Annotated in this window: 12 protein-coding genes and 1 pseudogene; 9 read left to right on the top strand and 4 right to left on the bottom strand. The window is 39.5% G+C overall.

Annotated features, from left to right (window positions below; all coding sequences use genetic code 11):
* Window positions 1-23 precede the first annotated feature (23 nt).
* From HH219_RS12820 to HH219_RS12805, 4 genes and pseudogenes are all read left to right on the top strand, one after another.
* Window positions 24-2,909 (top strand): type I restriction endonuclease subunit R, encoded by a 2,886-nt coding sequence (locus HH219_RS12820; protein ID WP_169327683.1) that lies wholly within the window; start codon window positions 24-26, stop codon window positions 2,907-2,909.
* A 123-nt stretch (window positions 2,910-3,032) separates the two neighbouring features.
* The gene (locus HH219_RS12815; RefSeq protein ID WP_169327682.1) at window positions 3,033-4,778 is read left to right on the top strand and encodes an SWIM zinc finger family protein; all 1,746 of its coding nucleotides are present in this window, start codon (window positions 3,033-3,035) and stop codon (window positions 4,776-4,778) included.
* Window positions 4,779-4,987: 209 nt separating this feature from the next.
* Window positions 4,988-5,665: pseudogene (locus tag HH219_RS12810) on the top strand (DUF4433 domain-containing protein).
* A gap of 18 nt (window positions 5,666-5,683) precedes the next feature.
* Window positions 5,684-6,718, top strand: coding sequence for a macro domain-containing protein (locus tag HH219_RS12805; RefSeq protein ID WP_169327681.1), 1,035 nt, complete (start codon window positions 5,684-5,686; stop codon window positions 6,716-6,718).
* Window positions 6,719-6,940: 222 nt separating this feature from the next.
* On the opposite strand, the gene dld is transcribed toward HH219_RS12805, so the two are convergent.
* The 3 genes from dld to HH219_RS12790 are packed head-to-tail and all read right to left on the bottom strand — an operon-like array spanning window position 6,941 to window position 9,627.
* Window positions 6,941-8,629 carry a D-lactate dehydrogenase gene (dld, locus tag HH219_RS12800; RefSeq protein ID WP_169327680.1) on the bottom strand — a complete coding sequence of 563 codons (1,689 nt, stop codon included), beginning with the start codon at window positions 8,627-8,629 and terminating at the stop codon, window positions 6,941-6,943.
* Between the two features lie 7 nt (window positions 8,630-8,636).
* Complete coding sequence (locus HH219_RS12795; protein WP_054204105.1) at window positions 8,637-9,035, bottom strand: ribbon-helix-helix domain-containing protein; 399 nt, start codon at window positions 9,033-9,035, stop codon at window positions 8,637-8,639.
* 34 nt (window positions 9,036-9,069) lie between these two features.
* Window positions 9,070-9,627 (bottom strand): DJ-1/PfpI family protein, encoded by a 558-nt coding sequence (locus HH219_RS12790; protein ID WP_054204106.1) that lies wholly within the window; start codon window positions 9,625-9,627, stop codon window positions 9,070-9,072.
* Between the two features lie 486 nt (window positions 9,628-10,113).
* Here HH219_RS12790 and HH219_RS22310 point away from each other — a divergent pair, with 486 nt between their 5' ends.
* The 3 genes from HH219_RS22310 to HH219_RS12775 are packed head-to-tail and all read left to right on the top strand — an operon-like array spanning window position 10,114 to window position 12,903.
* Window positions 10,114-11,139 (top strand): GGDEF domain-containing protein, encoded by a 1,026-nt coding sequence (locus HH219_RS22310; RefSeq protein WP_169327679.1) that lies wholly within the window; start codon window positions 10,114-10,116, stop codon window positions 11,137-11,139.
* A gap of 19 nt (window positions 11,140-11,158) precedes the next feature.
* Entirely contained in the window at window positions 11,159-12,175 is a 1,017-nt protein-coding gene (locus HH219_RS12780; protein ID WP_169327678.1) for a kelch repeat-containing protein, read from the top strand.
* Window positions 12,176-12,177: 2 nt separating this feature from the next.
* A complete protein-coding gene (locus HH219_RS12775) occupies window positions 12,178-12,903 on the top strand; it encodes a Sir2 family NAD-dependent protein deacetylase (RefSeq protein ID WP_169327677.1) in 726 nt (241 codons plus the stop codon).
* A gap of 168 nt (window positions 12,904-13,071) precedes the next feature.
* Here the strand turns inward: HH219_RS12775 and HH219_RS12770 are convergent, their stop codons facing one another.
* Complete coding sequence (locus tag HH219_RS12770) at window positions 13,072-14,214, bottom strand: hypothetical protein (RefSeq protein ID WP_169327676.1); 1,143 nt, start codon at window positions 14,212-14,214, stop codon at window positions 13,072-13,074.
* A 100-nt stretch (window positions 14,215-14,314) separates the two neighbouring features.
* Between HH219_RS12770 and HH219_RS12760 the strand changes: the two genes are divergently transcribed.
* Complete coding sequence (locus HH219_RS12760) at window positions 14,315-14,992, top strand: hypothetical protein (protein WP_249118521.1); 678 nt, start codon at window positions 14,315-14,317, stop codon at window positions 14,990-14,992.
* 4 nt (window positions 14,993-14,996) lie between these two features.
* Window positions 14,997-15,332: a type II toxin-antitoxin system RelE/ParE family toxin gene (locus tag HH219_RS12755; RefSeq protein WP_024589339.1), complete on the top strand. Its 336-nt coding sequence runs from the start codon at window positions 14,997-14,999 to the stop codon at window positions 15,330-15,332.
* Window positions 15,333-15,377 lie beyond the last annotated feature (45 nt).

Below are 15,377 nucleotides of genomic sequence, written 5' to 3'. Positions count from 1 at the left end.
GCACCAAGGAATTATAGGTATAAATGAATTATCAAAGTGAACAACAATTAGAAGATAACTTAATTGCACAGCTTAGCGAGCAAGGTTTTACGCGTATTGTTTTAAAAGACAATGTCGCACTTGAGGCCAATCTTAAACAGCAGCTTGAAAAAGTGAATAGCTGCACGTTAAGCGATACTGAGTTTACACAAATATTGGGTAAGCTTGGTAAAGGTAATATATTTGCAAAAGCCAAAATACTGCGTGACCAGCTTGATGTAACACTCGATAACGGCGACAGTAGGCACTTAACTTTATTGTTTGATGAGCCGCAGCTAAATAGCTTTCAGGTGGCGCAACAAATAACAGTAAAGGGCACATATACTAACCGATACGATGTAACGTTATTGGTTAATGGTTTACCGCTGGTGCAAATAGAATTAAAGCGCCGTGGTATTGAACTAAAAGAAGCGTTTAACCAGATTAAGCGTTATCAAAAGCATTCGTTTCATGCCAATCATGGTTTGTTTAACTACGTGCAGTTGTTTGTTATGTCTAATGGGGTTAATAGCCAGTACTTTTCTAACAACAGTGACATGTCGGCTAAGCAAACCTTTGACTGGACTGATAATGAAAATAATAAAATAAGCCAGTTACATGACTTTGCCGAAGCATTTTTAACGCCTTTGCATTTAACGCGTATGCTCACCAAGTATATTGTACTTAATGAAACAGGTAAGCACTTAATGGTGCTTAGGCCGTATCAGTTTTATGCAGTAGAGGCGATTGTAGAGCAAGTTAAAACTACAACCGATAATGGCTATATTTGGCATACAACGGGATCGGGTAAAACATTAACCTCGTTTAAAGCCGCGCAAATTATGACCTCGCGGAGTGAGGTTGATAAAGTAGTGTTTGTGGTAGACCGTAAAGATTTAGATTACCAAACTGCGCTTGAATTTAATGCGTTTGTAAAAGGCTCTGTAGACAGCACCGATAACACCAGTATGTTATTCCACCAGCTGTTAGATAAGCCAATGAAAGGCAAAAAGATCAACCAAAGCCGTAATACTAAGCTGGTGGTAACTACGCTGCAAAAGCTAAATAACGTGGTTACTAAGCAGCGCTATTTAAAAGAAATGCAAAGCCTGCAAGATAAGCGCATTGTGTTTATATTTGACGAGTGCCACCGCAGCCAATTTGGTGATACACATAAAAACATTACCGAATTTTTTAATAACGCGCAGTTGTTTGGTTTTACGGGCACGCCTATATTTGCCGACAACGCGGTTGCTAAAAACTCAGTTAAACGCACCACAAAAGATTTGTTTGGTGAATGCTTACACCCGTATGTAATTGTGGATGCGATACGTGACGCTAACGTGCTTAAGTTTGCTATTGAGTACGTTGGGCGTTATCAGTACAAAGATGGCTCTAATAACAATCTAGACATTGAAGTTGAAGACATCGACACCAAAGAGCTTTTAACCTCGCCTGCACGGTTAGATAAAATAACCGATTACATTATTGCCCAGCATAACCGTAAAACACATAGCCGCGAATATAACGCCATGTTTTGTGTATCAAGTGTAGCTGAGCTTATTCAGTACTATGAGCTATTTGCAACGAAAAAGTCACAGGGCAAACACAACCTTAAAATTGCCACCATATTTAGCTACGAGGCCAATGAAGAGGAAGAGTACGAATTAGGTAATGATGATGCGCAAATTAAAGAGGCATCAGCCAAGTATTTAAACGAAGGGCAAGCCGTTAAGCTGCATAGCCGCGATAAGTTAGACTCATTTATTAACGACTACAACGCAATGTTTGGTACAAGCTACTCCACCAAAGACAGTAAGTTATTTGAAGACTACTACAAAAATATATCTAAGCGCGTTAAAGCCAAAGAGATTGATATATTGCTGGTAGTGAATATGTTTTTAACAGGCTTTGATGCCCCTAAACTCAATACCTTATACGTTGATAAAAATCTTAAATACCATGGTTTAGTTCAGGCGTTTTCGCGCACTAACCGTTTACTGGGTGAGACTAAATCGCACGGTAACATAGTGTGCTTTAGAAACCTTAAAAAAGCTGCTGACACTGCCTTTACTTTATTCTCAAATAAGCAGCCAAAAGAGTTTATAGAAACCCCTTCATATAATGAGCTACTAGCCGATTTTAACGAAGCTTATGGCGCGCTAATCGCAATTACGCCTACCGTTGACTCAGTTGATGCTTTACCTGACGAAGAGGCTCAGGCGTTATTTGTGAGGCAGTTTCGCGAGCTTATGCGCTTAAAGAACATGTTAAGCAACTTTGCTGACTTTGATATGGACTCTACCGCGATGGGCGAGCAAGAGTTTCAGGATTATACGAGTAAGTATGCCGATCTTGGCAGGCAGTTGCGTGAGAATTCAAGTAAAGAAAAGGTATCGGTTTTAGATGACGTTGATTTTGAACTAGAGCTACTACACAGCGATATAGTAAACGTAACCTATATTTTGCAGTTATTACGCGAGTTACACGGTGAAGAAAGCACCGACGAAAAAGCCCGTAAACGCCAAGTAATAGCAAACCTGATAGCCACAGACCCAACCCTGTTAAGTAAAAAAGCACTCATAGATAAGTTTATGGACGAGCATTTACAAGGCATACCCGCCAGTGCTGACATTGATGAAGAGTTTGAGCTTTATTGGGAAAAAGAAAAACGCCTAGAGCTTGAGAAGTTTGCCCAAGAACAAAAGCTAAACCAAGCACGCCTAGAAAAGCTAGTAACCCGTTATGAGCTAAGTGACGAAATGCCACTTAGGGATGACTTTGCTGACGTGCTTGAAACCAAACCCAGCTTGCTACAGCGTAAAAAAGTACTGCCCATTATTACTGATAAATTTAAACGCTTTGTAGATACGTTTATGACAGGGTTTTAAATTCTTCCGCTGATATATACAATCACTAGGTTAATAGAAGTCATAGGTAATTTAAGTGAATAAATATAGAAAAAGTAATAGCTAACACCTTTGTTTTTTACTACCTGTAAATAAGGACTGATTGTGATATTTAATTTAAATGATATAAAGCAACGCGCGGCCAGTAAAACCTTTGATCTGGGTTGTGAGTTGTTTGCGTCAAACAGTGTGAGCAAGTTGCTTATTATTGATAACCAGGCCATGGCAACCGTGGCAGGGCAGTATAAATATAAAGTCACTTTAGAAAATAGTGAAAGCGGACAATGTTTGGCTAGCTGTACCTGCCCTGCAGGCGATTATCAAGAGATATGCAAACACGCCATTGCCGTGGCGCTCAAAGTAAATAGTTTATCCGCTGCTGAATTCGCTGATGCAAATGCTAATGATGAAACAGCGCAAGATAATGAGCGCAGTGAACTCATCGCGTGGTTTATGGATAAACCCACTACTGAACTGACCGATATAATCATGGCTTTTTTAGACGAGTCAGAGCATGAATACGACAAATGGGTACTTATGATGGCAAACGATAAACAGGCAATGGGCGCAGGTGAACTAAGCAAACTGATCACCAAGGCGTTGCCTAAAAAGCAAATATGGGGCTGGAGTGAAGTGCGAGGCTATTTTGCAGATGCAGACTCGCTGTTTGAATTGATATTTCCTGCGATAGAAAAACTGCCCGTTGATCAGCAATGGAAACTAAACCTTAAAGCCTTGGTACGTTTAAATACAGTGCTTGAGGGTATAGATGACTCGGGCGGCTTTCGCTATGAAATAGAGGGGCAGCTTAACCAAAACTTGAGCGAGCTTTTTAATCAACTACCTTGGTCTGATGAACAAAAAGCGCAGTGGATTTTTGAGCACTTTGCAGATTATAAATACGATGTATTCCCGAGTGTGCCGCATGACTTTGACATAACGCCTAGTGTAAATACCTTGTTTTTATCACAGTGTACAGCGGCAATAGAAAAACGACTGCAAACAGGCGTTGATTTTGATGATTGGAGACAAAAAAGCGCAGTTACCCGTCTTACCTCGGTATTGATAAAACAAGCGCAAGAACAGGATGATTGGCAAGAGCAACTGCGTTTAATTAAACTAACAGCCCATGATTCAGATGATTATTTAAAAATAGTGGCGCTTTGCAAAGCGCGTAATGACCTATTAGATGCCGAGTATTATTTAAAGCAAGCGTATCAACGTGCACACAAACCGCACGAACTGCTTGCATGTAAACGCGATGAGATAGAACTTCGCCTTGAATTGTCAGAGTTTAAAGCCGCATGGGCAATAGCGTGGCAGTTATTTGTTGATAACCCAAGTTTTAATGGCTTTAAAGATTTACAAACGCTACAACTAAAAATCGGCATCATTGATGCAGAGTTTACGCAAAAGGTAGAGCAATTATTACTTTCTTTGTCAGATAAAGCGGTTAAATCAAACCAAGGTGCTTATCGCTTTACTAATTATCCGAGTGAGTTACTGGATTTTTATATTGATCAAAACGACATTGCAAAAGCACGCTCATTAGCTGCAAAACATGAGGTTAAGTCGAGTCAATTAATTAAATTAGCCGATATAATTTTAATGCAATACCCACAAGAGTCGATTGATTTGTATCAAAAATCAATCAGCAACATCATTGGACAAACCAATAACAACGCCTACCGCGAAGCAACTAATCTATTAATTAAAATAGAAAAAAACTTAAAAGACACCAACGCTGACTGCACGCTATTGTATGACATGATTGGTACACTCGCTAAAAGCTTTAAACAAAAACGCAACATGATGAAGTTATTGCGAGAATACTTTCCTGAGTGTTTTTAATAATTAAATTTTACGTGCTTTTTTAACTAAGCGTTACGCCTACAGCTACGATACTAATCTAATTTTAAAACTTGGCATGGCGCGTAATAACCGACAGTGATGGAGCTCTAAATGGGCTGGTCAGCCCACTTTAAGGATGCTATGAGTTTCTAATCCCTGCTTATAAAACACATATAGATAAAGTTAGCCCTACAAAGGACAAATCGTTTATGACCATGCCTAGACCTGTACGAATATTCCATATTACTGCGATTGATAACTTGCCGGTGATTTGTCAGCACGAAGCATTGTGGAGTAAAACGAAGTCAACGGGATTAGGCATTACATACAATAATATTGCACATAAAGGCGCGCAAAGCACTCGTGCTAACAAATAGGTGATTAACCCTCCTGGTGGAAGTATTCATGATTATGTGCCTTTTTATTTTGCACCACGTTCACCAATGTTATCTGCAATTCATAATGGGCGAGTAGGGGGCTGTAAGTATAGTCAAACTGATATTATTTATTTTGAATTAACAATAGAGGGAGCCTATCGCTCAGGTATGCGTGAGTATATATTTTTTGATCGAAATGCGACTATTGCGTATAGCAAATCAAGTACGGACTTAAAACAATTACATACATTAATTGACTGGGAACTTCTAACAGAACAGCCTAGTTTAGATGGGTATTGTAAATTTTTTCATGCAGTGCCTACTAATCCTCGATATACACAAAGGCTAGAAAAACGTATGGCTGAGTTTTTGATAAAAGATCAAGCACCACTTAACTGGGGAGTACGAATTGGTGTAGCCAACCAAACAAAAGCGCAAGAAGTTAATGCTATTTTGAGGCGCTTTGCGTTAGACTTGCCAGTAGTTGTTATGCCAGCTTGGTATTTTTAAGAGTCATTTTGGGGCTGTATGAGTATTAAATCAGTAGAGGGCAATCTTTTACAACAGCAAAATGTTGATGCCATAGTCAATACCGTTAATTGTGTTGGCGTTATGGGTAAAGGTATTGCGTTACAGTTTAAAAAGAAATGGCCCAGTAACTACAAAGCTTATGCAACAGCCTGTAAAGCTGGAGACGTTGCCCTAGGTAAAATGTTTATTTTTGAACTGGGTGCACTTGCTACTCCTCGGTTTATTATTAATTTCCCAACAAAAGGCCATTGGCGCAGTGATTCTCGCTTAAAAGATATTGAAGCAGGTTTACAAGATTTAGTTGCTCGTATTAAAGCATTAAATATTCAATCTATTGCTATACCACCTTTAGGTTGTGGTAATGGTGGGCTCGATTGGGAAATAGTAAAACCTTTAATGTTAAGGTATCTGGCTGACATTCCAGAACTGGATGTTTATTTATATGAACCGACAGATTCTATAAAAGCACAAGATATGCAAACAAGTACCCCTAAGCCAAAAATGACTCCAGGCAGGGCTGCAATTTTAGCTCTGCTAGAATCGTACCAATCAGTTAGTTATGGCTTATCAAAAATTGAAGTGCAAAAGCTTGCCTACTTTTTGCAGGCCGCTGGCGAAGATATGCGACTTAACTTTGTTAAAGATAAGTTTGGTCCTTACGCTGATGCGCTAAGACACGCTTTAAATACGATGGACGGTCATTATATTCAAGGTGTAGGCGATGGTGTTGTAGAGTCTGAAATCCGCGCTGTTGAAAGTACACTTGAAGATGCTAAATTATTTTTAGCAAGTTCTAATCCTGAAATTAGTTCACGTATTGCTCGTGTTTCAGATTTGATAGAAGGGTATGAATCACCATATGGTGTAGAGTTATTAGCGACAGTTCATTGGGTGGTGAAGCAAGAGCAAGCCAATACACCAGAGCAAGCATTTCAAGCAATCCAACATTGGAATGACAGAAAAAAGGGCTTAATGTCTTTAGAGCATGTTACTTTTGCGTGGGATCAATTAAAGAGCCACGGTTGGTTATAAAAAGCTGACTGTACTAACGCGCTAACAACCAAACTCATCTTACTACTGTGCAAAATAAGTACTGCTAGCTATTACCGGAACTCAAATATAGACAAGTTTATGACCGAGTTTTAAATTTTGCAGACGGTGTCTGCAAAATTGAGCAGGTTATTTTTATTGAGCTTGCAATGATTTAGCGTGGATTTAACGCGGACTTACACACGGTAAGCCCGCAGCTATACGTTACTCTGCGTAATCACGCTTTTTAGACATGCCGCCGATGCCTGCATTTAAGGTATTGGTTGGGTCTAAGTGTCGGTAATTATCGGCCAAGGCAGGTTTGGCATGATAATGATGCCCTACGTTATGCTCTGCAGGATATTCGGCACCACGTTGCTCTAACAGTGCGAGTAAAGCCGCTTTTACGGCTTTGCAGTCTTCGCCTTTGCGTACTAAATAGTCTTGATGAAATACGTGACACAAAAAGTGGCCGTAATAAAGTTTACTCACTAGTTTATCGGTAATGCTGGGTGGTAGCTTTTCAAACCATTCGTTGTCGTTGCGTTTTAATGCGATATCTAGCGCGAGAATATCTTCAACTTCGTTATGGTTTATTTTTGCATATTGTACTGCTGCGCCTGCGGCTGCAAAACGCAGCAAATACGCTGCTTTTGCTTCTTGTTCGCTACACTGAAAAAAATCAAGTTGGTAGTCTTTTTTAACTTGCTCAAGCAGTGCTAGAGTTTGCTGGTGAGCATCCCCTTTGACAGTCAAAATTAATTGGTGTTGGTATTGCTTGTTCCATTGTTGGAGTTTCTTTGGCGTTTGGCTTGGGAACAGCTTAGCAAGGCGATAAACTAATTTATCAATGGTGTTTTTTGGTAAAAAAGGCAGTTTTTGGCATACAGCATCAAGTTGGCGCTTAATATTAAAAAATTTAGGTAGCCAGTTTGTGCCTAGGTTTTTTATGAGTAAAACCGTATCGCGGCCGTAGTTATCAGCAAGTTCAAAAATATCGCGGTGTAAATACTCAGCGTAAACAGGCAAGCTGGTGGCTTGCTCTAGCAATATTTTGCGTACAGCTTGTAATGCGGTCGATGAATTAGTACCAAGATAGAAAGTAAGTTCTTGTTCGTTTTTGGCAAAGGTGTCTACACGTACTGCAAAAACAGCGAGTTTGCCTGCGCAGCCGCTGGCTTGGTGCAAGCGCCGTGGGTCAGCATTAAAGCGTGCAGGGGTATCATCATCCGTTTTACGCACCCAGTCAGCGTATTCTCGATCAGAGGCTTTTTTTGCTGTTGTTTTTACATCGTGTTCGCTGTATTTCTTATTTTGTAAGTTAGTGAGTATTTGCTCTGGTGTATCACCAAGGTCAATATCTAAATTATTAATTAAGCTTAGGCTGCCATCACTGTTTATTTGTGCATATAAGGCAAGCTCAGTATACGCTGGGCCACGTTCCACTAATGCGCCACCTGAGTTATTACATACGCCGCCAACAATCGATGCGCCAATGCACGAGGAGCCGATAACGGAGTGTGGCACTCGGCCATACGGGGCGAGGGCTTTTTCTAGTGAGAATAAGCTAGCCCCTGGAAATGCCACAATTTGTTGTTGCGCGGGCAGTACTTGAATATCGCTAATTCGTGTTGTGTTAATAATAACCGTATTACGGTCACACCCTTGAGTTGGGGTTGAGCCGCCCGTTAAGCCGGTATTGGCCGCTTGCATAATAACAATGACATTGGCGCTTACACAGGCTTGTAAAATATGCCATTGCTGTAATAGTGTGGCAGGTTTTACTACCGCAAGCGCGGGGCCATGGCCTTCTCTAAAGCCTGTACGATAAGGCGCTGTGGCGCGGTCGCTTGTTAATACATAACGAACGCCAACGATTTCTTTTAATGATGCGACTAACTGTGACTGTGACATAAGAGCTCTAATTTAGTGATGGCTTTAATGATGTGTCATTAAATAGGTTTTTACGCACGCTGGTACGTAGTTTTTCTTGTTCTAACAAATGCGTTGCGTCTATATCATTTAAGGGTAATGCGTCTTCTCGAGTTAAATTGCCATCGGCAACCAACGATAAATAGCGCGAACAGCACACACGCAAAAATGACGTGAAGTTACCTATGTCGTGATCAGCATCAAGAGACTCAAGATACAACTTAGTGATCATTTGGTTTACGGTCATTTGATCACGAAATGCGACTTCTTCTAAAATATCCCAAAAAAACTCTTCTAAACGGATTGAGGTAACAACGCCATCAATACGCAAAGATTTGGTACGACAGGTCCATAAGCGGCTGTCGGCATTAATAAAAAGTTGGCACATAAAAATTAACCTCTCGATGCTGTATTAGCAGTGCTTATAACAATGCCACAAATTGCTTTAACATGGCAGGGTGTGCAGGCCATGCCGGGGCCGTTACTAATTTACCATCTGTGATTGCGCCGTCCATCGGTAAATCTACGTATTGTGCACCCGCCATTTTTATTTCTGGCTGGCAAGCAGGGTATGCTGATACTTTTTTACCTTCAAGCACTCCCGCTGCGGTGAGTAATTGTGGGCCGTGGCAAATAGAAGCAATGGGTTTATCTGCCGTTGCAAAGTGTTGAATAATTTCGATTACTTTAGGGTTTAAACGTAAATACTCAGGGGCACGGCCACCGGGTAAATAAAGCGCATCGTAGTCATTTACATTAAGCTCGGCAAATGTCGCGTTTAATGCAAAGTTATGGCCGCGTTTTTCTGTATAAGTTTGGTCGCCTTCAAAATCATGAATTGACGTTGCGATTGTATCGCCTGCTTTTTTATCAGGGCATACGGCATCAACATCGTGTCCCATTGCTAATAAAGCTTGAAAAGGCACCATGTTTTCATAGTCTTCGACAAAATCACCGGTGATCATTAGTACTCTAGCCATGCTGTGCTCCAAATTTAATAGGTATTTGCTCGTTGCTTTAAGTGCGTTCAAATACAAAAATATAAGAGAGTCTAGTAAAACATATGTGGATCCGGAGCGGGTAATATCCAAATACTACACAGAGCTATTTTGTCGGGTTTTTGCATATTATTAAACGTTGGCTAAATCACATTTAAAGTTTGTAATAGGTAATCTCTTAAAGGGTGTTTTAGTTCAAAAAGAAGAGATCACTGCGTCGATGGGCGCTTAATATTAAATCATGATGCTTTAAATGCCGCTAAAGCTTAAATTATGGTTATGTCCCTAAAATTCTTGGGTACTAAACTAAATGGAATAATATATATCGTTTTTAGTAGCATATTTATAATTTAAAGTTTATAAATGGCCATAACGTATTAGCAGATAAATCCCCCTGCACAGCATTAACGGCGGAGCTTTTAGGATTTAGGTACGTATTTGATTTAATTATATGGTGTAGATTTATCAGTGAGTAACTATTCAGATTTAGCGCAACGAAAGCTAATAATAAAATTATTTTCCGTAATTGGTTTTTTAACTACCAGTTTTATGTCTGTTATGGCATTTTGGGGCGGCTTAGGGGTACTAAGTTTAGTACTTGTTATAGCATCCATCTGTTTTGTAATTTCATTCGTTGTCACTGCATTTTTACAAAAACGCCTATTGCTCGCTTCGACCACTATTTTATACACCATTTATATTTTGATGTTCTACTTGGTTTTAACCGGAGGGAGTCACGGAACTGGGCCATTGTGGATTTATGTTGTTGCACCGATCACCTTTTTTATTCGTGGTTTCAAAAAAGGCATTATTGATATTTTTTGTTTTGTATTAGCAATATTGTATGCATTTCATTTAGCGTCTACTTATCAATTAGTCGATTACGGCACTTTACATTTTCCTTCACGTATTATTTTAACGTTTATTATAGTGGCTGCACTAAGTGGATTATATGAATATTTTAGGCAACACCACAGTGAAAAATTGACGCTTTTAGCGCAAAAGAATGAATTACTTGCCACGATTGACCCACTGACTAACCTACCCAATAGACGCAGTATGATGGCAAAGTTGGCGGAATTAAAAAGTAATGATGTTAATCCTGTGTTTTCGATTATATTGCTTGATGTAGATGATTTTAAAAAAATAAATGATCAGTATGGTCATTTTGTAGGAGACCATGCATTAACCCACCTTGCTGATATTTTTACGCAGCAGCTTACACATAACGACCTAGTGGCACGTTGGGGCGGCGAGGAGTTTTTATTTGTTTTACCAAATAAAAACAAAGCAAAAGCGTTACAATTAACAGATACGTTACATGGCGCACTTAAATCACAGCCGCTGCATATTGACGGTTATACTATAAGCATCACCGTGAGTATGGGGATTGCTGAGATCACAGATTCATCTGCAATTGAGCGCGACATTCAACATGCCGACGCTTTACTCTATCAAGCAAAAAATAGTGGTAAAAACCGTACTTGTGCTTAATGAGGTCTAGTGAGGTCTAATGAGTTTATTGTTGTCGATTGCGCTTAGCGCGCTTCCTGTATTACCCGAACCAGTTGCAAATAATGCAGTAGCAAAAGTAATTGTGAATGAGCAGCCCTATTTTTTAAGTTTTATGGGCATTGGCGCGAGTAAAGATCATACCAGTGTGCACAATAAAGTGTGGGCATTAAAACTAGGCGACGCTAAATGGCACGCTAAAGCACCCGTTCCCAGTAGCTTGTCAATTAAAGGCCGTTTAGCCAGCACCGCCGTTGGTGTAGGTGAATATGCGTATGTATTTGGTGGTTATACGCTAAGCGCAGATCATAGCGAAATTTCCAGCCCTGATGTATACCGTTATGATTTAAAAAACGATAGCTACACTGAGCTTAGTACAATGCCTGTTCCAGTTGACGACAGCGTAGCACTCACTTATCAGCAGCGTTACATCTACTTAGTCAGCGGTTGGCATAACGATGGCAATGTAAATCTTGTGCAAGTGTACGATATAAAAACCGATACATGGCAACAGGCATCGCCATTTTTAGGTGAACCTGTATTTGGCCAAGCCGCTGCAATTAGTGGGAATACAATTGTGGTGTGTGATGGCGTAAAAACGCAGGCAAACGTTGATAAACGTCGATCATTTGCAAGCGTTGCTCAGTGTTTAAAAGGCACTATTGATGAGAATAACCCATTAAAAATTGATTGGCGCACGTTGCCACATCCAACGGGAACATCACATTATCGTATGGCGGCCACCCGCTTTAACGGCGCGATTTATATGTTCGCAGGATCGTCAAATCCCTATAATTACGATGGTATGGGGTACAACGGTAAACCAGCACCAGCGAGCAACCACGTGTGGCGTTTTGATATTGTAAGTAATCGCTGGAATGTGCTTGCCCCGGCTGAATCCTCAAGCATGGATCACCGTGGTTTACTTGAGCACGATGGTATTTTTTATCGAATCGGTGGAATGGATAACAATCAGCAAGTTACTAACTTAGTATTAGCACATATGGTTAAGGATTAACTATGAATACTCTATACATCACTGGTGCTGGTGTCAGTGCCGCCAGTGGTATCCCGACTTTTCGGGGCGAAGACGGCTACTGGACTATCGGCAGTAAAAACTACACACCGATGGAAATGGCTACTCGGGCAATGTATGAAAACAACCCACGGCAGTTTTTAGCGTGGTATTATCATCGATTTGCCACTTATCGCAATCATGGACCTAATGAAGTACATCACTGGCTTAGCGATAAAAACTTAATCACTCAAAATATAGACGGACTCGATGGTAAAGCAGGTAATAAAAATTACATTGCTATTCATGGCAGACTTGATCAAATGACGGTGTTTCATCATCAGGGCGATGACGTAACACCGCACACTACGCCGTGGGATGATGTAGACGAAAGCTGTTTACACGACTCATTACTTGAGTTGTTTAAAATCGATAATCAACAGCCAGTATTGAACCAGTCTTTCAAACCTTTTGTGTTGTTATTTGACGAATACTACACCGAGCTTTACCGTATTAGTGAAGCGCAGCAACGTATGGCGGATGCTGACAAAATAGTCTTTATGGGCACTTCGTTTAGTGTAAACATTACTCAAATGGCACTTGAGGTCGCACGCAGTTATGCTATTCCTGTTGAGGTAGTCGACCCTGAGCCTGCACACATTATGCACCCTAATGTGAGCTATAAAAAAATGACGGCACTGGAATATATTGATTCTACATTTAAGGGCTAAATTTCAACCGTAATGTTACAAATTAAAAAGCCTCAACATGCTCTTCAGTTGAGGCTTTTTAATGCCTGGTCTTTTGTGAAATTTAAGGCCATGATCAAACATAAAGTAATTCAAAGCAAAAGTTGTTATTTTTAAAGGGCTGTCTACTTCCGAGACTGCTCTAATCTTCTAATCAGAAGTAGAAATAAGGAGATCAAGCAAGCCTTTGTTATGTAGTTCTTGATCACTTATAGCTCGTAAAGATTCATGAGCAAGGATAATTTTTAAATTATCAGGAGTTATTGAAAAATAATTTGACTCAAAAAATGAGTAACCACAGCAATCACATTTTCTTAATGTAATAATTTGTGGAAAGTGACAGCGACTACAACGTTTTATTTCATTATTGCGAAGCAAAAACGAATCAAAGCACTCTATCAGGCCAATTCTTTTTACCTTATCTTCATTTGAAAAATCAACCTTGTTATTTTTTGCCTGTAATCTTTGTGCCTCTCTTATCTTTTGTGCTTCTATAGCTTCAAGTCGTTCACGTTCACGCTCAGCATGTGTTTTAGCATCTTCTTTTTTTTGTTCTTCTATAGCCCTTTCTATAGCTGCAAGTCTTTCACATTCAAGCTCAACTTGCTTTGCAGCATAAGCTTTAGCTTGTTCCAACTTGTGGTCATAAAATGATTTCTTTACTTGTTCTTCAAACGGGTGATAAAGCCACTTTTTGTTAGCTATGTCATTCGTTAACAAATCAATAACAACCTGCCTAAAAGATATATTGTGACGTTCAAATATTTCTCTTGAACCTTCAAGATCAACAATTATATGAGCTAATTTTTCACCATCAATTACATACGGTGTCTTACTATTAAAATCAGGGTCGAAATTTACGGTTATAGCGACTTTTTGAGAGTCGATACATACAAAAAAAGTGCAAGACTGATCTAAAGCGATTGAGGTTTTATAATACGAGTAGGAAAAAGAAGCTGTTTCTTCAGGAATAACGTTTAATTCGACGTCAATATCACTTTCTGGATCGGTTACAAATACATTATAAGCTGGTAAAGCAATTGAGTCTGTAGATTCAAATACCTCTCTACACATCCAAAATACACACCGTTCAAAGCTAATTTCACAAGCATCTTCAGTGGTATCTTTATTCTTGTGTTTAAAGTGGTGTACGTTGACTTCGCCTTTACTAGCAACTAAATCAAGATTGCAACTCAAACAAATACAATTACAATTTTTACCTTGAGCCACTTCGTCAATAGACACTATTTTTTGTGTACTTTTATCCAGCGCAAAAGGGATTAGTGTGCTCAAAATATCATCCCAGCCTAATTAACCGAGTTTCCTTGTTAATAGACTGTGATAGTGTAATCTATATTGCATTAAATAACATTTAAATTATGCAACCAATAAAATGCTAAGACAAATATTAGTCGATAACGATATAAATTCGCTTCTAAATGACGCGTGTACTGGTAAGTATTCACTTAAAGATAGGTATCTAATAACCCAACTTGCTTGCGTCCCCTTGTCACTTACAGAGCATAATTTATTAAAACTACATCAGTTGATAAGTGACAAAGGAGAAGTTTATCGCAAGTGGGTTTTGCCAGCAGAATATAGTCGAAACAAGAATGAGCGCATTATCGAAGTGCCTGAAGTTTTTTGCCAAGCACTAGAGCAATATTTAGACTGGTACGCACAGCAACAAGATTTACCAGTTGAATACAGGCATAACTTAGGAACGTACAGGGGGTTTAGTCAAAAAGCCCCTGCTTTACTTAATGACCGCCTAACTGCGTTTGCTATGAGTGAGCGAACCGTTAAAAAGGGCATTAATAAACAACCAACAAACTTAAGAACCAAAGTTAATACACTGCTTAAAAAGGCTGGTTTAGATTGGGCTACAGCTAAAACCTTTGAGGACTCGCTCATAATCCATTTAGCAAAAAACGTAGATCATGGTGTTGTAGCTGACTTGTTTGGTTACGCATCAAGACAAGTAGTAACAGATAAGTACAACGGTAACTTGTTGCAATTATCGGACGCTATCAATAGCGTGTATTCAAGAATTAAAGTGACAGGACATTAGGAAGTTGAAAAAGTTTAAGTTTATAAACAATCAATCAAAAAAAGAGTTTCTAGCGTTGCCTGATAAAATTCAAAAGCGCTTTGCAAATGATTTAAACGCTATCTGTCAAAACAAAGAACCATTTAGCAAGTTTAAGCACTTAAAGGAGAGTGTAGGGATTGGCGCGGTTGAGCTGATAGAGAACGGCAGACCAGCATACCGAACGATTTACGTTGCAAAGTTTGCAGATACAGTGTTCATCTTACATTCGTTTACCAAGACTACTAACGGAGTGGACAAACAGGCTATGGACACTGCGAAGAAGCGGTACAAGCTAATGCAAAAAGAATTGAACAAATGAATTATATCAGTGCTTGTATATATATCAATGCTGATATATAGTGAT

Source organism: Pseudoalteromonas sp. NEC-BIFX-2020_015 (genome assembly GCF_012952265.1).
In the GTDB taxonomy this organism is placed as follows: Bacteria; Pseudomonadota; Gammaproteobacteria; order Enterobacterales; family Alteromonadaceae; genus Pseudoalteromonas; species Pseudoalteromonas neustonica.
Note: the sequence above shows the minus strand (reverse complement) of the source record. Positions and strands in the feature narration are given on the sequence as shown.

Excerpts from the sequence above, each read along its gene's own strand:
- HH219_RS12820 (WP_169327683.1), top strand. The coding sequence starts at position 24 with ATGAATTATCAAAGTGAACAACAATTAGAAGATAACTTAATTGCACAG.
- HH219_RS12805 (WP_169327681.1), top strand. The coding sequence starts at position 5,684 with ATGAGTATTAAATCAGTAGAGGGCAATCTTTTACAACAGCAAAATGTT.
- dld (WP_169327680.1), bottom strand. The coding sequence starts at position 8,629 with ATGTCACAGTCACAGTTAGTCGCATCATTAAAAGAAATCGTTGGCGTT.
- HH219_RS12795 (WP_054204105.1), bottom strand. The coding sequence starts at position 9,035 with ATGTGCCAACTTTTTATTAATGCCGACAGCCGCTTATGGACCTGTCGT.
- HH219_RS12790 (WP_054204106.1), bottom strand. The coding sequence starts at position 9,627 with ATGGCTAGAGTACTAATGATCACCGGTGATTTTGTCGAAGACTATGAA.
- HH219_RS12780 (WP_169327678.1), top strand. The coding sequence starts at position 11,159 with ATGAGTTTATTGTTGTCGATTGCGCTTAGCGCGCTTCCTGTATTACCC.
- HH219_RS12775 (WP_169327677.1), top strand. The coding sequence starts at position 12,178 with ATGAATACTCTATACATCACTGGTGCTGGTGTCAGTGCCGCCAGTGGT.
- HH219_RS12760 (WP_249118521.1), top strand. The coding sequence starts at position 14,315 with ATGCTAAGACAAATATTAGTCGATAACGATATAAATTCGCTTCTAAAT.